Raw genomic sequence first — 16903 nt, 5'->3', positions numbered from 1 at the left:
GCTCTAGGACAACGATTACGGACATGACCTAAAGTGCAGGTGCCATCCTGTCCGGCTTGTGCTGCCGGGGTCTGCTTCGATCAAATCAACGACATCTGTCGGCCCGGCGGACAAAAGGCTTCGCAGTCGAGATGGTAGCCATCGCGCCGGTCGAGCCCCAAGCGCTTGATCGCCTTGGTGAAGCGCTGGGCCAGCAAGTCGGCAAAGGGACCTTCGCCGCGCATGCGTTTGCCGAACTGGCTGTCGTACAACTCCCCACCACGGCTCTGGCGGACCAGGCTCAGCACGTGGGCGGCGCGCTGGGGGTAGTGGGCCTGCAACCACTCCTCGAACAGCGGCGCGACTTCCAGCGGCAGGCGCAACATGATGTAGGAGGCACTTTGGGCTCCGGCGGCATGGGCTTCGCTCAGCAGGCTTTCGATTTCGCTGTCGTTGATCATCGGAATCATCGGCGCGCACAACACACCCACGGGAATGCCTGCCTCCCGCATCACCCTGATCGCTCGCAGCCGTGCCTTGGGTGCCGCAGCGCGGGGTTCGAGAATACGCTTGAGCTCGTCGTCCAGGGTGGTGAGGCTGATCATCACCGCCACCAGTCGTTGTCGGGCCAGCTCGGTGAGCAGGTCCAGGTCCCGCAGAATCAGCGAGCCTTTGGTCACGATGGTCACCGGATGGCGATATCGCAGCAGCACCTCCAGGATCCGGCGGGTGATGCGCTGTTCGCGTTCGATGGGTTGGTAAGGGTCGGTATTGGAGCCCAGGTTGATCGGCGCGCATTGATAGCCGCGCTTGGACAACTGCTCCTCCAGCACATCGGCGGCGTTGCTTTTGGCGATCAGCCTGGTCTCGAAATCCAGCCCTGGCGACATGTCCCAGTACGCATGGCTGGGCCGGGCATAGCAGTAGATACAGCCGTGTTCACAGCCCCGATAAGGATTGATCGAGCGATCAAAAGGGATATCCGGCGAGGTATTGCGGGTGATGATGGTCTTCGCCGTTTCGAAGCGTACTTCGGTGCTTTGGGTCAGTGGTACTTCCTGGTACCAGCCGTCATCTTCGACCACCGAGCGATTTGGGGCGAAGCGGTTGTGCGGGTTGGCAGCGGTGCCACGGCCGCGAGGCGGAAGGGAGGCCGACATGAGGAATGCTCCATAGCTGTATGCGCATACAGTATCTCCGGTATTCGGATTGAACCAGTGCCATTCAGCGCCTGAGCGGAGGTGGCACATGTGCCGGTGATAATTCACAACACTTTGACGTCCTTGTTACGGCTTTTTTACCGGTACGAGTCGAAACTGCTTCACCTCCAACCCTTCTGTTTCCGGTCATCCGTGCATGCTCAAGCTCCGCTCCCGTTCACTGTGTTGTCTGGCCTTGCTGATAGGGCTGGCCGGATCCTGCGCCCAGGCCGCTGATGTCGTACAGACGAGGCCCGCTGAGTGGGCCCAGCCGGTGGAAAAGGATTACAACCTCTATCAGATGTCCCCCACCCTTTACCGCAGCTCCTTACCGGATGGTGGAGCCCTGCCCCTGCTGACGAAACTCAAGATCGGCACGGTCATTACCTTCCTGCCGGAATCGGATGCGCGCTGGCTTTCCACCCCCGGCGTCGAGCAGGTACGGTTGCCTTATCGCACCAATCATGTCGACGACAGCGACATTCTCCGGGCCTTGCGTGCCGTCCAGGCCGCCGAAGCCAAGGGCCCCGTGTTGATGCACTGCAAGCACGGCTCGGACCGCACCGGACTGGTGGCGGCGATGTACAGGGTGGTGGTGCAGGGCTGGAGTAAAGAGGACGCGCTGAACGAAATGACCGAAGGCGGTTTCGGTGACAGCCATCACTTCAAGGACGGGATCCGTTACATGATGCAGGCCGATGTGGAAAAGCTCCGTCTTGCGTTGGCGAATGGTGAATGCAGCACCAGTGTGTTTGCCCTTTGCTCCTTGAAGAGCTGGGTCAATTCGACCACTACAGCCCATCACCTTGAGCCGCAGCTCACCCTGCCGGGGAGCTGATCGGTGGCGTGCCTGAGAAGGCGGCGATGGAGACCGACAGCGGTCGCGAGTCACCCGGCGCAAAAACGGTTTCACGCAACGCGCGACCGGTTGCCGGGTTGAACACCCCGTCGCGTTTGAATCGCTGGAACACAGTCACAGCCAACTCCTTTGACCAGACGTAGGCGTAGATAGTCGCCCCATAACCGGTCACCAGGTAGTCCAGGCCATTGGGCCAGCGCTCGTTCGCGAATACAGGCAGATGCCCGACCTGTGCGCTGACCTGGTCAAATACCTGCTGGACGGTTCGCCCATCACCGTGGGTGCGATGTAACTCCATGTCGAATAACGCGTTGCGCAACAACGCCGCGGTTTCCCAACTGGTCTGGGTCCCGGCAAAGGTCAACAGTTGAGTGGCGACCTCGTCAGGCATCTTTCTTCCGGTCTGGTAGTGCTTCGAGATCCGCACCAGGCATTGCCGGGAAAAGCACCATTGTTCGAGCAGGATTCCGGCAAACTCGGCGGCATCGTGAGACAGGCTATTGATGCCTGACAGGTCGCGATATTCGGCGCGGGTCAGGACATGCTGCAGGCAATGGCCGAACTCATGGAAAAGGACTCGCAGCTGCCGGTGATCGAGCAGGACCGGGTCTGCACCTTCACTGCGCGGCAACCACGCATGTAACGTTGCGATGGGATGCCGAGGGCGTCCCTCGGCGGTGATATGGCGGCTTCGCAGGGTGGTGGTACTGGGAAAACCGTCTCGGTTTTGATCCGAAAACGGATCGAAATAAATGTAGCCAATGACCGCGCCCCATTCGCTGACTTCGAACAGCCGCACGTCCGGGTGCCAGGTCACCACATCCTGGCGTTCGACGAAGTCGACGCCGAACAACTCCGTCGCCATCCGCAATAGTTGGGCAAACGTCGGTTCCAATGCAAACCAGACATTCAGCGCTTCCTTGGAGATCCCTGCCGCTTGCTGGCGAAGTTGATTCACCAGATAGGGGTAGTCCCAGGGCTGGAGGTCGCTGAGACCTTGCTGCGTGGCAAAGGCCTTGAGTTGGTCGGCGTCCCGCTTGAAGTGGCGCTGCTGTCGTTCTAGCTGTGCCCGCAGGAACGTCATGACTTCCTCAGTGGAGGCGGCTTGCTCAGGCTCGATCGCCAGTTGGGCAAAGTTCGGATAGCCCAGGGAGGTGGCGTACTGATGACGGTCTTCGAGCAATTGCCTGAGTACGTCGGCATTGTCGAACCGGCCTGCTTGTGGGCCTTGATCTGACGCGCGCGTGCTGTAGGCCTCGTACACCTGTTGGCGCAGAAGACGGTCGTCAGCGTTGTGGGTGACGATGCCAAACGATTCATCGCTGAGCGTCAGCAACCAACCCGTGCGCCCGGCTTCCCGCGCCTGGCGGGCCATCTGTTGCTTGAACCGCGACGGCAACCCGCTCAGCCGGGCTTCATCGTCGAACGTTTTGTGCCAGGCCTGGTTGGCCATTTGCAGGTTTTCCAGGAATAACCCCTGGACCTCCTTGATGCGCAGCTTCAGCAGGCTCAGGCCTGCCGGCATGTTCTGGTGAAACTGGCGCAGGATTTTCTTCAGGACCCGGGTGCGAGTCGGTGCGAAATGCCTGGCGATCTGGCTGTCCGCCAAGCGCTGATAGAGCTCGAACAGCGTGGGGTGTTGTTTCAGCGAGGCCTGGAAATCATGCAATCGTTCACTGCAATCCAGGGAGGCCCGCGCCCAGGCGTCCTCTGTCCTGGTCGTGGTCAGAAGGTGCAGCAGGTAACCGAAGCCTTCCAGTCGTGTGTGGATTTCATCCATGGCCAACACGAGGTCATCCCAGGTAGGGAAGGGCGTCTGGGTCTTGATGATGTGGGCCACCTGATTGCGACTTTCGGCAAGCAGCCAGTCGAGGGCGGGTAAGAAATGTTCGGCTTGAATCTGCGAAAAAGGCGGCAGGTCATACACCTGCAGCAGCGGATTATCGTCGTGGGGCATGAGGAGCCTTCCTGTCTGTCTGGGCGACCAGTCTGGGGAGGAAGGCGTGAAGCCTGGCGGTATATATGTATCGCTTCCGGGCCGGGTGGCCCGGAAGGTGATGCCGGACATGTCAGTCGGTTTTTTTCTTCAACTTGGGGTTGGGAAAGAACTGCACTGCCTGGACCTTGGCGTCCGGCACTTTAAGCGCCGACGTATTGACCCGGGTGCCCAGTTCCTTGGGCACTGACAGGCCTTGTTCGTTGAGCGTGTCGGAATACCCGCAGGCGACGCACTCGCGGTGCGGCACGCCGTCTTCGTTCCACATCATCAACTTGTCCGGCTCGCTGCACGCCGGGCAGACCGCCCCGGCGATAAAGCGTTTTTTCGTGATCACAGGCCCCTCGCTCATGCTGCCGCGTCCTCGCTCAGGCCGCTATGGCGCAAGAGTGCGTCAATCGACGGCTCACGGCCACGGAAGTCGACGAACAGCACCATCGGTTCCTGGGAACCGCCACGGGCCAGGATCGCCTCGCGGAAAGCGCGGCCGGTGTCGGCGTTGAGCACGCCGTCTTCCTCGAACTTCGAGAACGCATCGGCCGACAGCACTTCCGCCCACTTATAGCTGTAGTAGCCCGCCGCGTAGCCGCCGGCGAAGATGTGGGCAAAGCTGTTGGGGAACCGGTTGTAGGCCGGAGGACGCATCACCGACACCTCGTCGCGCACGCCCTCGAGCACTTGCAGCACGCTGCGGCCGTCGCCATGGGTGGCGTGCAGTTCGAAGTCGAACAGCGAGAATTCCAGCTGGCGGACCATCATCAGGCCGGACTGGAAGTTTTTCGCCGCGAGCATCTTCTCCAGCAGGTCCTGGGGCAGTGGTTCGCCGGTCTCGTAGTGACCGGAGATCAGCGCCAGGCCTTCAGGCTCCCAGCACCAGTTCTCCATGAACTGGCTTGGCAGCTCCACGGCATCCCAGGCCACGCCGTTGATGCCGGATACGCCGGCGTGCTCGACGCGGGTCAACAGGTGGTGCAGGCCATGGCCGAACTCGTGGAACAGCGTGGTGACTTCGTCGTGGGTCAGCAGGGCCGGTTTGCCACTGTCGGCCGGGGTGAAGTTGCACACCAGGTTGGCGACCGGGTTTTGCAGCACGCCATCGATCGTGCGACGACGGTCCCGGGCGCCGTCCATCCAGGCGCCACCACGCTTGTTGGCGCGGGCATAGAGATCGAAGAAGAACCGCCCGACGTGCTGGCCGTTCTCCTTGATCTCGAACAGGCGCACGTCCGGGTGCCAGGCGTCGAAGCCTTTCAGCTCGGTGATCTCGATGCCATAGAGGCGTTGCACGATGGCGAACAGACCGCTCAGTACCTTGTCGATCGGGAAGTACGCGCGCAGGGCTTCCTGGGCGACGCTGTAGCGTTGCTGGCGCAGTTTTTCACCGTAGAAACCGCTGTCCCAGCTTTGCAGGTCGGGGCAGCCTTGCTCGGCGGCGAAGGCTTTCAGTTGTTCCAGATCCTGGGCGGCAAACGGTTTGCTGCGCTTGGCCAGGTCACGCAGGAAGCTGAGGACCTGGTCGCTGGACTCGGCCATCTTGGTCGCCAGGCTCAACTCGGCGAAATTGGCGAAGCCCAGCAATTGGGCCAGCTCCTGGCGCAGGTCGAGGATCTGTTCCATCACCGGGCCGTTATCGTTCTGACCGGCATTCGGGCCTTGGTCCGACGCGCGGGTGCAGTAGGCCGCGTAGACTTCTTCACGCAGGGCGCGGTCTTCGGCGTAGGTCATCACCGCGTAGTAGCTAGGGAATTCCAGGTTGATCAGCCAGCCGTCCAGCTCTTTGGCCTGGGCGGCCGCGGCCATTTGTGCCTTGGCCGAATCGGTCAGGCCGGCGAGAGCCGCTTCGTCGGTGACGTGCTTGGTCCAGGCCTGGGTGGCGTCCAGCAGTTGGTTGGAGAACCGGCTGCCCAGCTCGGACAACTTGCTTTGCACCTCAGCGTAGCGTTTCTGCTGCTCCGGCGGCAGGTCGATACCCGACAGACGGAAGTCCCGCAGGGAGTGTTCCAGGATGGTTTTTTGCGCCACGTCGAAACCGGCGGCCTCGGGGCTGTTCGCCAAGGCTTCGAAGGCCTGGAACAACTCACGGTTCTGGCCCAACTCGGTAGAGTAGGCGCTCAGAGCTGGCAGGCAGGCTTCATAGGCTTCACGCAGTTCAGGGTTGTTGCGCACCGCGTTCAAGTGGCTCACCGGGCTCCAGGCGGCGCCCAGGCGATCGTTGAGCTCGTCCATCGCCAGCACCAGGCCTGCCCAGCTTGGCTGTTGGCCTTGGGTCTTGAGGATCTGCGCGATGGCGGCACGGTTGTCAGCCAGGATCTGCTCGATGGCCGGTTGCACGTGCTCGGCACGGATCGCCGAGAATGGCGGCAGGTCATAGGGCTGTAAAAGAGGGTTGTTCACGCTCACGGTTGGCACCTTGGCTGGAAGAAACATCGGCCCATCTTAATTACAATCGACCTTCACCGCAGCTAGCAGCGACTATCAGTAGAAAAGAGAGAGCCTATCGTGACCCTTCGCACGTACCAGAATCACACCCCACGGCTTGCCCGGGGCGCTTTCGTCGACAGCACCGCGGTGGTGATCGGCGACGTTGAAATCGGCGAAGACAGCTCCGTCTGGCCACTGACGGTCATTCGCGGTGACATGCACCGCATCCGCATCGGCGCCCGTACCAGCGTCCAGGACGGCTGTGTGCTGCACATCACCCACGCCGGCCCTTTCAATCCCGATGGTTTTCCATTGCTGATCGGCGATGACGTGACCATCGCCCACAAGGTCATGCTCCATGGCTGCTCCGTAGGCAGCCGGGTGCTGATCGGCATGGGCAGCATCGTCATGGACGGCGCCGTGGTCGAGGATGATGTGATCATTGGTGCCGGCAGCCTCGTACCGCCGGGCAAACGCCTGGAGAGTGGCTTCCTGTATGTGGGCAGCCCGGTGAAACAGGCCCGGCCGCTGACTGACAAGGAGCGCGCCTTCTTCACCTACAGCGCGGCGAACTACGTGAAGCTCAAGGATTTGCACTTGGCTGAAGGTTATGACCAGCCCTGAAACATCTGTTGAATCACTGTGGCGAGGGGATTTATCCCCGCTGGGCTGCGCAGCAGCCCCAATGAAGCAGATTGCAATCCTTCCTGACATACCGCGACTTTTGGTTTGGGGCTGCTACGCAACCCCGCGGGGATAAATCCCCTCGCCACAGATGACCCCCTTGCTACTGATTCATTCACCTCGGGAGCTTGCATGCACTACCAAACCGTACTGTTCGACCTCGACGGTACCCTCACCGACCCGCGTGAAGGCATCACCCGTTCGATCCAGTTCGCCCTCAGCCAATTGGGCATCGACGAGCCCGACCTGACCCGCCTCGAACATTTCATCGGCCCGCCGCTGCTGCAGGCCTTCATGCAGTTCTATGGCTTCGACGAAGCGAAGGCCTGGGAGGCGGTGAATTTCTACCGCGAGCGCTTCAAAGTCACCGGCCTGTACGAAAACCGCGTTTTCGAGGGGGTGATGCCGCTGCTGGATACCCTGGTGGGGCAGGGGCGGCAGTTGTACATCGCCACTTCCAAGCCTTGGGTCTTTGCCCGGGAAATCGCCCGGCATTTTGATTTTGCGCGGCACTTCAAGGTGATCTACGGCAGCGAGCTGGACGGCACCCGCACCGACAAGGTCGAATTGATCGCCCACCTGCTGGCTGAAGAAGGCCTCGACCCGGCGAAGACCCTGATGATCGGCGACCGTAAACATGACCTGATCGGCGCGCGCAGCAATGGCCTGGATGCGGCGGCGGTGGGGTATGGGTTTGGCAGTCGTGAGGAGCTCATCGCCGAGAATCCGGCGCATCACTTTCAGACGGTGGATGAGCTGCATCAGGCGTTTTTGCGGGGTTAGTTCAATAGTCGTCGCGGGCAAGCCTTGCTCCCACAGAATCCATCCGGCATGAGGGAATTGTCGGTTCTGTGGGAGCAAGGCTTGCCCGCGATGAGGCCACCCAGACACATCCTGCTCCAACTTTTCAGATCAGATCCGCTTCTGCTGTCTAGCCTTAGGACAAAGACAGATCAAGGAGGATCCCCCATTGAAAACCCAGGCACATTCCAATCGATTGCGTTTCGGGCGTTATTCGCAATCCGGACAAATTTATCTATTGACGGTAGTAGCGCTCCGTCGCGATCCGGTTTTCAATCGCTTCGAGACAGGACGTTTGGTAGTGGACGCCTTTCGAAAAGCTCAGCAAGAACAATTCGCCCGTTCCCTGGCCTGGGTTGTCATGCCGGACCATTTTCATTGGCTGATCGAATTGCAGGATATAGGGCTTTCGAAATTGATTGCGCGCACGAAGTCCCGGACCACCGTAGCCTTCAATCGACAGATGCAGCGTCAAGGACCGCTTTGGCAAGAAGGTTTCCACGACCGGGCCATTCGCAAGGAAGAAGATTTGCAAACCGTGGCGCGTTATATCGTGGCAAACCCTCTGCGAGCAGGGTTGGTTAAGCGGATAGGGGATTATCCGTTGTGGGATGCAGCATGGATCTGAGTCGGCTTATGCGGTGTTCATAACGGCCTCATCGCGGGCAAGCCTTGCTCCCACAGAATCCATCCGGCATGAGGGCATTGTAGGTTCTGTGGGAGCAAGGCTTGCCCGCGATGAGGCCAGTCCAATTACCCGAAATCTATGACCCTGCCAACGCCTTCAACGCCGCCTTACGCTCATCCATTGGCAGCTTGCCCAGTTTTTCCACCGCGGCATAAAACGCCACCCAGTCACCCGATTCCTGTCGGAACAAGGCCGCAAACGCCGGCACCCATTGGTCATACAAGCCAAACGGTAGTAATCGCGCATTGTTCAGTGGCGCATAGACCCAGGCGTCATAACGTTTGTCGCCGGCCCACTGGCTGTCACGTAGCTGCGCATATTCGGCGCGCAGGCGTTCGAATGCCTGGGCCTTTTGCTGACGCATCTGTTCGATCGGCAAGGGCTGTGCGTAGAGCTTTTCCAGTCGTTGACGGGTGTCGAGGATCAGCTGGATGAACTGGTCGCGCTGAAGTATCTGCTTGCCATCATCCGGTGCCAGCCCGCGGCTGGCGCGCCATTGCCGGGTGCCTTCCTGTTCGACGAAGGTGGCAAAGGACTCGTTGAACTCGGTGTCGTCCTGTACGTAGAACCGCTGGTGCGCCAGTTCATGAAAAATCAGCGTGGCCAGGCGTTCGTCGCCCCAGTGCATCATTGAGCTCAGGATCGGGTCGTTGAACCAGCCCAGCGTCGAATAAGCCTCTACCCCGCCAATCGACACATCCATGCCACGCAAACGTTGCAAGGCGGCTTCGCCACGAGCGGCACTCTGGCTGTAGAAGCCGCGATACGCCACGCAACCGGCGATGGGAAAGCAGTGGTTTTGCGGGGCCAGGGAAAATTCCGGCGTGGCGAAGACATTCCAGACTACGTAAGGCCGGCCAATGTCCGCATACAGGCGGTAACTTTTGTTATCCGGCAGATGCAGGTGAGCGCTGGCGAATGTTCGCGCCTCACGCGCCTTGGCCAAATGCTCCCGCAACCGGGCGTCGCGAGTGGGGTCGGCAATCACCTGGTCGACCGGCTCCCGAGCCTGCAACAGCCGCAGCTGTCCGCTGACGAGCTGGCCGTAATAACCGACGTTGGAACAACCGTTGAGTAACAAAAGCAGGAGGCCCGGAAACAAAAGCCTGAAAACACGGTCGAGTAACCGATGGCTGGAACGCGGCCTGATCAATTGGAATCACCTTGGGAAAAGTCTGCCCACAAGACTATCCCGCCTGCCCGGAGCTTCGCTATGCGCATGTTGCTGCTGACGAGTGGCCTGTTGCTGTTGACCGGTTGTGCCAGCTTGCCCGACCCTGATCCTGCGCAAGCGTGGATCGATCTTGGCAACCATCAGGACACGGCGTTGCAAGCGCTGGAAGTCGATGACAAGACGTCCGTGGACAAACGTTATTTCGAAGTACAGCCCGGTGCCCATGAGCTGACCGTGCGTTATCAATTTGCCGTTGAGCCTGGAAACATTGGGCCGGATGCCGAGCCGCTGTGGCGCGATTGTCGGTTGAATGTGAAATTCAAGGACTTCAACGCAGGCCAGCGTTACCAGTTGCAGGCCGGCAGCATCGGTTTCCGACCATGGGCCAAGCTCTATGACCAGCGGCGCAAAGTCGTGGGCCAAGGTACACCGGCGGGCTGCCAGCAGAGTTGATTGGCGCTATGCTCAAACCCTGACTTCAGGAAATCCACCATGCGTCTTCATATCCTGTTACTGGCTTTTGTCTCGGTGAGCGGTTGTGCATCAAGTCCGCTGCCCCCGGTCGATCCGAATATGGCCTGGGTCGATTTTGCGACCCCCATGCCGGGTGGCAAGATGCTCATGGCCGAGGGCCTGGATGGGCAACGTCTGCGAGATGGGCGGTTCTTCCAGGTTTCGCCGGGCAGCCATGAGCTGAAAGTGCGCTTCGACTTCGAGGTCATGAGCGGTGGTGGACTGGGTATGCAAGCCGAACCGCAGGAGCGGTTGTGCTACATGATCGTGCGCTACGATCATTTCGAGGCCGGCCAGCGTTATCGTCTGGAAGCCCGCAACCTGGCATTTACTCCAAGCGCCCGGCTCTACAATGCCAAGCGTGAAATTGTCGCCGAGGAACGGCAGGTCAACTGCATTCCTTAGCTGTCATTCCTCTGGTAGATGATTTTCTTCGTACCGTTTTCGCAGGTGCCGACCACCATGTTCTGATCGTGGACGTCTTCGTTCGTGACGATTTCCAACGTGTAGGACGACACCTTATTCGCCTGGATCTTCGCCTCGATTTCCGCTTTCAGTTCTTCGCAGGATTTTGGCGCCGCCAGGGCCGACGTGGTCAAGGCGCAACCGATGATGACCAGAGCAAACCGTTTCATGCTCGAACTCCTCGCTGCAGCACGTACCGCATATACGTTGAAACTGCCTACTGCATTCGATCACACATTGCTTGCCGGGTAACAGAGGAAAGATCGCAGCCTTCGGCGACTGCGATCCTGATGCGGGGCGTCAGTTCAGCAGCGTGGCATCCAGGGTGATCCTGGCGTTCAGCACCTTGGAAACGGGGCATCCTTCCTTGGCCTTGTTACTCAGTTCTTCAAACTGCTGCTGACTGGCGCCGGGAATCTTCGCCTTGAGGATCAGGTTCACCGCAGTGATGGCAAAGCCGCCGTCGACCTGGTCGAGGGTCACTGCGGCATGGGTATCGATACTGTCGGCCTTGAGCCCGGCATCCCCCAGGATCATCGAAAACGCCATGGAGAAGCACCCGGCATGGGCCGCTCCGATCAGTTCTTCGGGGTTGGTGCCGCGGCCGCCTTCGAAACGGGCCTTGAAACCATAAGGTGCTTCGCGCAGCACGCCGGTTTCGGTGGAGATGGAGCCGATACCGGTTTTCAGGTCGCCTTCCCAGTGAGCCGATGCTTTCTTAATGATAGCCATATGTATGCCTCCTCAAGATCCGGCGCGAGGGTGTGCGCCGGGTGTTTTTTAACTGTCAGGCTTGTGAGGATAGACCGCTCGATAAAGTTCACCTCATCGATTAGTCGACTAATTTAGTAGGAAAATTTGTTGTAGCTATTGAAACTCGGGTATATGCCCACATTGCAGGGAACACACCTACTGAAAACGGCAGGCTTTTGCCCGCAGGAAAGCCCCGTTGGAGACGCCGGCCCATGAAACAGCTGTCCGAAGTGAAATTCTCAACCCTCGACCTCGTGCCTGTACGCGCGGATGGCAACGCCGCCCGCTCCTTGCGTAACTCGCTGGATCTGGCGCAGCACGTGGAAAAATTCGGCTACACCCGTTTCTGGGTGGCTGAGCACCACAACATGGATGGCATCGCCAGCTCCGCGACGGCGGTGTTGCTGAGTTATCTGGCCGGTGGTACTTCGACCATTCGTGTCGGCTCCGGCGGGGTGATGTTGCCCAACCATGCGCCGTTGATCATCGCCGAGCAGTTCGGCACCCTGGAAAGCCTCTTCCCGGGTCGGATCGATCTGGGACTGGGTCGTGCACCCGGTTCCGATCAACTGACCGCCCGGGCCTTGCGTCGTGAGCGCTCCGGTAGCGCCGACGACTTCCCTGACGACGTGGCCGAGCTGATGCGCTATCTCGGCCCGCGCACGCCTGATCAGCGCATCATCGCCATGCCCGGCACTGGGACCAACGTACCGGTGTGGTTGCTGGGCTCCAGCCTGTTCAGTGCGCAACTGGCCGGTGAACGCGGTTTGCCCTACGCCTTTGCCTCCCATTTCGCACCGCGCTATATGCATGAGGCGATTCGCATCTATCGCAACCATTTCAAACCGTCGGCGGTACTCGACAAACCCTACGTGATGCTCGGCGTGCCGTTGGTGGCAGCGGATACCGATGAGCAGGCTGATTATCTGGCGACCTCGGTGTATCAGCGGATCCTTGCGCTGATGCGCGGTCAGAGTCTGGTGCAGCGTCCGCCCGTCGAAACCATGAACGGTCTCTGGTTGCCCCATGAGAAAGAAGCGGTGGGCGATTTCCTTGGCCTGGCGATGGTCGGTGGTCCGCAGAAGATCCGCGCCCGCCTCGAGGTGCTGATCGAGCAGACTCAGGCCGATGAGCTGATTTTCACCAGCGATCTGTATGAGCATGCCGACCGTTTGCGTTCATATGAATTGTTGGCGCAGGTCATGAAGGGCTGAATCGTGCCCATGAAAAAGCCGACGCATGCGTCGGCTTTGACATTCGAGCAGCATCAGCGCTTGTAGACGATTTCCTTCGTACCACCCTCACATGTACCGACGACCTTCCCATCACTCGCCGTACCTTTATCGACGATTTCCAGCGAATAACCTGACACCTGCTTGGCATCAAGCTTCGCTGCAATTTCGTTTTTCAGCTCCTCGCAGGGCTTGCCGGCGGCAAATACAGAACCGGCAAGGCTCAGCAAACCTACAGCAACCATCAACTTTTTCATCGCTCGCACTCCTTGGTCGGATCAATCAGGCTGGTATCAAACAGGAGGGATGCGCTTACCGGATAGCGCATCGCCATTCCTATGGCACTCCGCCAGCGTGCAAGTTCCAGGCACCTCAGCTATTTGCGATCCGGAACCCGACCTTTAGGGTCACCTGAAAGTGCGCGGCCCGGCCGTTTTCAATATGCCCGCGGGTTTCGGTGACTTCGAACCATTCCAGGTGCTTGAGGCTTTTGCTGGCTTCGGCCAGGGCGTTATTGATGGCGTCTTCTATGCTGGTGGAGGACGAGCCGACCAGCTCGACCTTTTTGTATGTGTGATGATCTGTCATGACGTTCTCCAGGGTTATCTCTGGCCGCTTGGTTATCAAAAAGCCTAGCAGTGATTTTTCGCCTTACATGTGGTGCCGTTCATGCGCTGAAGTTCAGATTTACTGCACTTTCAGAAACGGTGGCAGTCCCAACTTTCACACGCACTCAACCACTGCAGGAGAGAACCATCATGGCCAGCAATTCATTACGCAAAGCCTCGTTGCAAAGCATGGAAGCGGAAATCGAGAATCTGCTCAAGTCGCTGGAAAGCCTGAAGGACGACGCTTCGGACGAGTCGCGTAAGACCCTCAAATCGCTCAAGGCAAACGCCGAAAATGCATTGAAGCATTCCCGTCATCTGCTCAGCGATGCGTATGAAGAGGTCAAGGTGAAAACCCGCGAAACCGGGCTCGCCACACGCGATTACGCTCAAGAGCACCCTTGGACGACCGCCGGTGTCGCGGTCGGGGCTCTTGGTCTGTTGGCCGCTTATCTGCTGTGCAAGCGCGGTGATTAAGCCGGTTGGCTCAGCTCATGCCTGAGCCACTGGGCCAACTGCCGGGCGCGGCCGTCCGCGGCGCGCTTGGGTAGCCACAACGCCAGTCGCGCCGGGGTTTCGCCGAAGCCCCATGGCGCGACGAGGCGTCCGGCACGCACATCTTCGGCCACCAACGGTTCGGGAGCGATTGCCACGCCGAGCCCTGCAACGGCGGCCTCCAGCAAATAATACAGATGCTCGAAACCCTGGCCGAACTTCAGCGCCTGGGGATCGAGGCCGTTCTGCCGTGCCCAGGTCGGCCAGGCTTGTGGACGGGACGTGGTGTGCAGTAGCGGCTCACTCAGCAGCGCGCTGGCCGGGGCGGATTTCAGGCCGATGAAACCGGCATAACGCGGGCTCATGACTGGGCCGATCCGCTCGCTGACCAACTCGTACACCTGCATGTCTGCCGGCCAGGGCGGCTCGGCAAATACCAGCAAAGCGTCCAGTCCTGGGCGCCTGGGGTCCAGATCGCCTTCGCCGGCGGACAGATGCAAGCGCAAGTCCGGCAGATCGGCATTGAGCCGGCCCAGGCGAGGAATAAACCAGCGTGCCAACAGGCTACCCGAACAGCCCAGTACAAACGGAGCATCCGCCGTGCGTTGGGTCAGCTCGGCGCAGACAGTGCGTAGCCGCTCGAAAGCCTCGGCGCTGGCATCGCGTAGGCGCAGGCCCGCATCTGTGAGTTTCAGGCCGCGTCCATCCTTGACGAACAGGCTGACACCCAAATGCTCCTCCAGCAACTTCAACTGTCGGCTGACCGCGCCATGGGTGACGTGAAGCTGTTCGGCCGCCTGGCTTACGCTGTTCAGGCGAGCAGTGGCTTCGAAGGCACGCAAGGCGTTGAGCGGGGGAAGATCATGGCTCATGGTATCTGTGAGTTTTCCTGACAGGTTGCGGCGATCTTATCGGTTTTCAGGGCGAGATGTCAGGGGTAGAGTGAGCCTCATTGTCTTCTCATGCATTTGCCTGGAGCGTTCCATGACCCAGTCTACGACCCCTTTCAACCTGCGCAGCGGTCCCGACGCCAACGGCCTGTTCGGTGCGTTCGGCGGCCGCTATGTGGCCGAAACCCTCATGCCGTTGATCCTCGATCTGGCCCGTGAATACGAAGTCGCGAAGGAAGATCCGGCGTTCCTCGAGGAATTGGCCTACTTCCAGCGGGACTACGTCGGTCGTCCGAGCCCGCTCTACTTCGCTGAACGTCTGACTGAATACTGTGGCGGCGCGAAGATCTATCTCAAGCGTGAAGAGCTGAACCACACTGGCGCGCACAAGATCAACAATTGCATTGGTCAGATTCTGCTGGCGCGGCGCATGGGCAAAAAACGCATCATCGCCGAGACCGGCGCCGGCATGCATGGCGTGGCCACTGCCACCGTGGCCGCACGTTTCGGCCTGGATTGTGTAATCTACATGGGCACCACCGACATCGAGCGCCAACAGGCCAACGTGTTCCGCATGAAATTGCTTGGCGCCGAGGTCATTCCGGTGGTCGCCGGTACCGGGACCCTGAAGGATGCCATGAACGAGGCGCTGCGCGACTGGGTCACTAACGTCGACAGCACGTTCTACCTGATCGGCACCGTGGCTGGCCCGCACCCGTATCCGGCCATGGTTCGTGACTTCCAGGCAGTGATCGGCAAGGAAACCCGCGATCAACTGCAAGCACAAGAAGGTCGCCTGCCGGACAGCCTGGTGGCGTGCATTGGCGGCGGCTCCAATGCGATGGGCCTGTTCCACCCGTTCCTGGATGATAAGAGCGTCGACATCATCGGCGTCGAAGCGGCTGGTTATGGCATTGAAACCGGCAAGCACGCGGCGAGCCTGAACGGCGGTATCCCCGGTGTATTGCACGGCAATCGCACCTTCCTGTTGCAGGACGATGATGGCCAGATCATCGACGCTCATTCGATTTCCGCCGGCCTCGACTACCCGGGGATCGGTCCGGAACACGCCTGGTTGCACGACATCGGCCGTGTCCAGTACACCTCGATCACCGATACCGAGGCTCTGGACGCCTTCCACAAATGCTGCCGCCTGGAGGGCATCATTCCTGCGCTGGAAAGCTCCCATGCCCTGGCTGAAGTGTTCAAGCGTGCGCCGAACCTGCCCAAGGATCACCTGATGGTGGTCAACCTGTCCGGCCGTGGCGACAAAGACATGCAAACCGTGATGCACCACATGGAACAGTCCCAGCAGGAGAAACACTGATGAGCCGCCTGCAAACCCGCTTTGCCGAACTCAAGCAACAGAATCGCGCCGCCTTGGTGACTTTCGTGACCGCTGGCGACCCGAACTACGACACTTCGCTGGCGATCCTCAAGGGACTGCCTGCGGCCGGTGCCGATGTGATCGAACTGGGCATGCCGTTCACCGATCCGATGGCCGATGGCCCGGCGATCCAGTTGGCGAACATCCGTGCGTTGGGAGCCCAACAGAACCTGGCGAAAACCCTGCAGATGGTTCGCGAGTTCCGTAAAGGCAACACCGAAACACCGCTGGTGCTGATGGGCTACTTCAACCCGATCCATCGTTATGGGGTGCAGCGCTTCATTGGCGAGGCGCTGGATTCCGGCGTTGATGGTCTGATCGTGGTGGACATGCCGCCCGAGCACAACGGCGAACTGTGCGATCCAGCCCAGGCTGCGGGCCTGGACTTCATCCGCCTGACCACACCGACCACTGATGATGTGCGGTTGCCGACCGTGCTCAATGGCAGCTCGGGCTTTGTGTACTACGTGTCTGTGGCGGGTGTGACCGGCGCCGGTGCCGCGACGCTCGAGCATGTGGAAGAAGCCGTGGCGCGTCTGCGTCGCCATACCGATCTGCCGATCAGCATCGGTTTTGGTATCCGCACGCCGGAGCAGGCCGCCGCCATTGCTCGGTTGGCCGATGGCGTGGTGGTAGGCTCGGCGTTGATCGACCATATCGCCAGCGCCGAGACCTCGGAGCAGGCTGTCGATGGTGTGCTGAGCTTGTGCGCCGCCTTGGCTGACGGTGTGCGTAAGGCGCGCGTGAGCTGATTTATTG

Annotated in this window: 20 protein-coding genes; 10 read left to right on the top strand and 10 right to left on the bottom strand. The window is 60.0% G+C overall.

Going from position 1 to position 16903, the window contains the following annotated elements; genetic code table 11:
• Positions 1–80 precede the first annotated feature (80 nt).
• Positions 81–1139: a PA0069 family radical SAM protein gene (locus AD665_RS09830; RefSeq protein WP_024778463.1), complete on the bottom strand. Its 1059-nt coding sequence runs from the start codon at positions 1137–1139 to the stop codon at positions 81–83.
• 196 nt (positions 1140–1335) lie between these two features.
• Here AD665_RS09830 and AD665_RS09825 point away from each other — a divergent pair, with 196 nt between their 5' ends.
• Positions 1336–2016 carry a phosphatase domain-containing protein gene (locus tag AD665_RS09825; protein ID WP_024778464.1) on the top strand — a complete coding sequence of 227 codons (681 nt, stop codon included), beginning with the start codon at positions 1336–1338 and terminating at the stop codon, positions 2014–2016.
• Here AD665_RS09825 and AD665_RS09820 read toward each other — a convergent pair.
• The 3 genes from AD665_RS09820 to prlC all read right to left on the bottom strand — a co-directional run bounded on the left by AD665_RS09820 (position 1997) and on the right by prlC (position 6460).
• Positions 1997–3994 carry a M3 family metallopeptidase gene (locus tag AD665_RS09820; RefSeq protein WP_053191909.1) on the bottom strand — a complete coding sequence of 666 codons (1998 nt, stop codon included), beginning with the start codon at positions 3992–3994 and terminating at the stop codon, positions 1997–1999. The two genes, AD665_RS09825 and AD665_RS09820, sit on opposite strands and share 20 nt — an antisense overlap.
• Before the next feature lie 112 nt (positions 3995–4106).
• The gene (locus AD665_RS09815) at positions 4107–4385 is read right to left on the bottom strand and encodes a YheV family putative zinc ribbon protein (RefSeq protein ID WP_024778466.1); all 279 of its coding nucleotides are present in this window, start codon (positions 4383–4385) and stop codon (positions 4107–4109) included.
• Positions 4382–6460 (bottom strand): oligopeptidase A, encoded by a 2079-nt coding sequence (prlC, locus tag AD665_RS09810; RefSeq protein ID WP_170167965.1) that lies wholly within the window; start codon positions 6458–6460, stop codon positions 4382–4384. Before prlC ends, AD665_RS09815 begins: the two co-directional genes overlap by 4 nt.
• Before the next feature lie 72 nt (positions 6461–6532).
• On the opposite strand from prlC, the gene AD665_RS09805 reads away from it, so the two are divergent.
• The 3 genes from AD665_RS09805 to AD665_RS26800 all read left to right on the top strand — a co-directional run bounded on the left by AD665_RS09805 (position 6533) and on the right by AD665_RS26800 (position 8567).
• A complete protein-coding gene (locus tag AD665_RS09805) occupies positions 6533–7078 on the top strand; it encodes a gamma carbonic anhydrase family protein (protein ID WP_024778468.1) in 546 nt (181 codons plus the stop codon).
• 192 nt (positions 7079–7270) lie between these two features.
• Positions 7271–7921, top strand: coding sequence for an HAD family hydrolase (locus AD665_RS09800; RefSeq protein ID WP_053191907.1), 651 nt, complete (start codon positions 7271–7273; stop codon positions 7919–7921).
• A gap of 187 nt (positions 7922–8108) precedes the next feature.
• On the top strand, positions 8109–8567 hold the full coding sequence (locus AD665_RS26800) for an REP-associated tyrosine transposase (RefSeq protein WP_024778470.1): 459 nt from the start codon (positions 8109–8111) through the stop codon (positions 8565–8567).
• Between the two features lie 136 nt (positions 8568–8703).
• Here AD665_RS26800 and AD665_RS09790 read toward each other — a convergent pair whose 3' ends face one another.
• Entirely contained in the window at positions 8704–9780 is a 1077-nt protein-coding gene (locus tag AD665_RS09790; RefSeq protein WP_053191903.1) for an aminopeptidase, read from the bottom strand.
• A gap of 60 nt (positions 9781–9840) precedes the next feature.
• Between AD665_RS09790 and AD665_RS09785 the strand changes: the two genes are divergently transcribed.
• Together AD665_RS09785 and AD665_RS09780 are read left to right on the top strand one after the other, a co-directional pair.
• On the top strand, positions 9841–10254 hold the full coding sequence (locus tag AD665_RS09785; protein ID WP_024778472.1) for a PA0061/PA0062 family lipoprotein: 414 nt from the start codon (positions 9841–9843) through the stop codon (positions 10252–10254).
• Between the two features lie 39 nt (positions 10255–10293).
• The gene (locus tag AD665_RS09780) at positions 10294–10719 is read left to right on the top strand and encodes a PA0061/PA0062 family lipoprotein (protein ID WP_024778473.1); all 426 of its coding nucleotides are present in this window, start codon (positions 10294–10296) and stop codon (positions 10717–10719) included.
• Here AD665_RS09780 and AD665_RS09775 read toward each other — a convergent pair.
• On the bottom strand, positions 10716–10949 hold the full coding sequence (locus AD665_RS09775; protein ID WP_024778474.1) for a DUF1161 domain-containing protein: 234 nt from the start codon (positions 10947–10949) through the stop codon (positions 10716–10718). The two genes, AD665_RS09780 and AD665_RS09775, sit on opposite strands and share 4 nt — an antisense overlap.
• 130 nt (positions 10950–11079) lie before the next feature.
• Entirely contained in the window at positions 11080–11511 is a 432-nt protein-coding gene (locus AD665_RS09770) for an OsmC family protein (protein ID WP_053191901.1), read from the bottom strand.
• A 233-nt stretch (positions 11512–11744) separates the two neighbouring features.
• Between AD665_RS09770 and AD665_RS09765 the strand changes: the two genes are divergently transcribed.
• Positions 11745–12746 carry an LLM class flavin-dependent oxidoreductase gene (locus AD665_RS09765; protein WP_024778476.1) on the top strand — a complete coding sequence of 334 codons (1002 nt, stop codon included), beginning with the start codon at positions 11745–11747 and terminating at the stop codon, positions 12744–12746.
• Positions 12747–12799: 53 nt separating this feature from the next.
• Here the strand turns inward: AD665_RS09765 and AD665_RS09760 are convergent, their stop codons facing one another.
• Both AD665_RS09760 and AD665_RS09755 read right to left on the bottom strand, forming a co-directional pair.
• Entirely contained in the window at positions 12800–13021 is a 222-nt protein-coding gene (locus AD665_RS09760) for a DUF1161 domain-containing protein (RefSeq protein ID WP_024778477.1), read from the bottom strand.
• A 115-nt stretch (positions 13022–13136) separates the two neighbouring features.
• Entirely contained in the window at positions 13137–13352 is a 216-nt protein-coding gene (locus tag AD665_RS09755) for a dodecin (RefSeq protein WP_024778478.1), read from the bottom strand.
• A gap of 170 nt (positions 13353–13522) precedes the next feature.
• On the opposite strand from AD665_RS09755, the gene AD665_RS09750 reads away from it, so the two are divergent.
• Positions 13523–13849 (top strand): ElaB/YgaM/YqjD family protein, encoded by a 327-nt coding sequence (locus tag AD665_RS09750; protein ID WP_024778479.1) that lies wholly within the window; start codon positions 13523–13525, stop codon positions 13847–13849.
• Here the strand turns inward: AD665_RS09750 and AD665_RS09745 are convergent.
• Entirely contained in the window at positions 13846–14739 is an 894-nt protein-coding gene (locus AD665_RS09745) for a LysR family transcriptional regulator (RefSeq protein WP_024778480.1), read from the bottom strand. The two genes, AD665_RS09750 and AD665_RS09745, sit on opposite strands and share 4 nt — an antisense overlap.
• A 112-nt stretch (positions 14740–14851) precedes the next feature.
• Here AD665_RS09745 and trpB point away from each other — a divergent pair, with 112 nt between their 5' ends.
• A complete protein-coding gene (gene trpB / locus AD665_RS09740; RefSeq protein ID WP_024778481.1) occupies positions 14852–16084 on the top strand; it encodes a tryptophan synthase subunit beta in 1233 nt (410 codons plus the stop codon).
• Positions 16084–16896: a tryptophan synthase subunit alpha gene (gene trpA, locus AD665_RS09735; RefSeq protein ID WP_024778482.1), complete on the top strand. Its 813-nt coding sequence runs from the start codon at positions 16084–16086 to the stop codon at positions 16894–16896. Before trpB ends, trpA begins: the two co-directional genes overlap by 1 nt.
• Positions 16897–16903 lie beyond the last annotated feature (7 nt).

Origin of the sequence: Pseudomonas corrugata, from assembly GCF_001269905.1 — a bacterium.
Lineage (GTDB): Bacteria > Pseudomonadota > Gammaproteobacteria > Pseudomonadales > Pseudomonadaceae > Aquipseudomonas > Aquipseudomonas corrugata.
Note: the sequence above shows the minus strand (reverse complement) of the source record. Positions and strands in the feature narration are given on the sequence as shown.

Excerpts from the sequence above, each read along its gene's own strand:
- AD665_RS09830 (WP_024778463.1), bottom strand. The coding sequence starts at position 1,139 with ATGTCGGCCTCCCTTCCGCCTCGCGGCCGTGGCACCGCTGCCAACCCG.
- AD665_RS09825 (WP_024778464.1), top strand. The coding sequence starts at position 1,336 with ATGCTCAAGCTCCGCTCCCGTTCACTGTGTTGTCTGGCCTTGCTGATA.
- AD665_RS09820 (WP_053191909.1), bottom strand. The coding sequence starts at position 3,994 with ATGCCCCACGACGATAATCCGCTGCTGCAGGTGTATGACCTGCCGCCT.
- AD665_RS09815 (WP_024778466.1), bottom strand. The coding sequence starts at position 4,385 with ATGAGCGAGGGGCCTGTGATCACGAAAAAACGCTTTATCGCCGGGGCG.
- prlC (WP_170167965.1), bottom strand. The coding sequence starts at position 6,460 with ATGTTTCTTCCAGCCAAGGTGCCAACCGTGAGCGTGAACAACCCTCTT.
- AD665_RS09800 (WP_053191907.1), top strand. The coding sequence starts at position 7,271 with ATGCACTACCAAACCGTACTGTTCGACCTCGACGGTACCCTCACCGAC.
- AD665_RS09785 (WP_024778472.1), top strand. The coding sequence starts at position 9,841 with ATGCGCATGTTGCTGCTGACGAGTGGCCTGTTGCTGTTGACCGGTTGT.
- AD665_RS09780 (WP_024778473.1), top strand. The coding sequence starts at position 10,294 with ATGCGTCTTCATATCCTGTTACTGGCTTTTGTCTCGGTGAGCGGTTGT.
- AD665_RS09775 (WP_024778474.1), bottom strand. The coding sequence starts at position 10,949 with ATGAAACGGTTTGCTCTGGTCATCATCGGTTGCGCCTTGACCACGTCG.
- AD665_RS09770 (WP_053191901.1), bottom strand. The coding sequence starts at position 11,511 with ATGGCTATCATTAAGAAAGCATCGGCTCACTGGGAAGGCGACCTGAAA.
- AD665_RS09765 (WP_024778476.1), top strand. The coding sequence starts at position 11,745 with ATGAAACAGCTGTCCGAAGTGAAATTCTCAACCCTCGACCTCGTGCCT.
- AD665_RS09760 (WP_024778477.1), bottom strand. The coding sequence starts at position 13,021 with ATGAAAAAGTTGATGGTTGCTGTAGGTTTGCTGAGCCTTGCCGGTTCT.
- AD665_RS09755 (WP_024778478.1), bottom strand. The coding sequence starts at position 13,352 with ATGACAGATCATCACACATACAAAAAGGTCGAGCTGGTCGGCTCGTCC.
- AD665_RS09750 (WP_024778479.1), top strand. The coding sequence starts at position 13,523 with ATGGCCAGCAATTCATTACGCAAAGCCTCGTTGCAAAGCATGGAAGCG.
- AD665_RS09745 (WP_024778480.1), bottom strand. The coding sequence starts at position 14,739 with ATGAGCCATGATCTTCCCCCGCTCAACGCCTTGCGTGCCTTCGAAGCC.
- trpB (WP_024778481.1), top strand. The coding sequence starts at position 14,852 with ATGACCCAGTCTACGACCCCTTTCAACCTGCGCAGCGGTCCCGACGCC.
- trpA (WP_024778482.1), top strand. The coding sequence starts at position 16,084 with ATGAGCCGCCTGCAAACCCGCTTTGCCGAACTCAAGCAACAGAATCGC.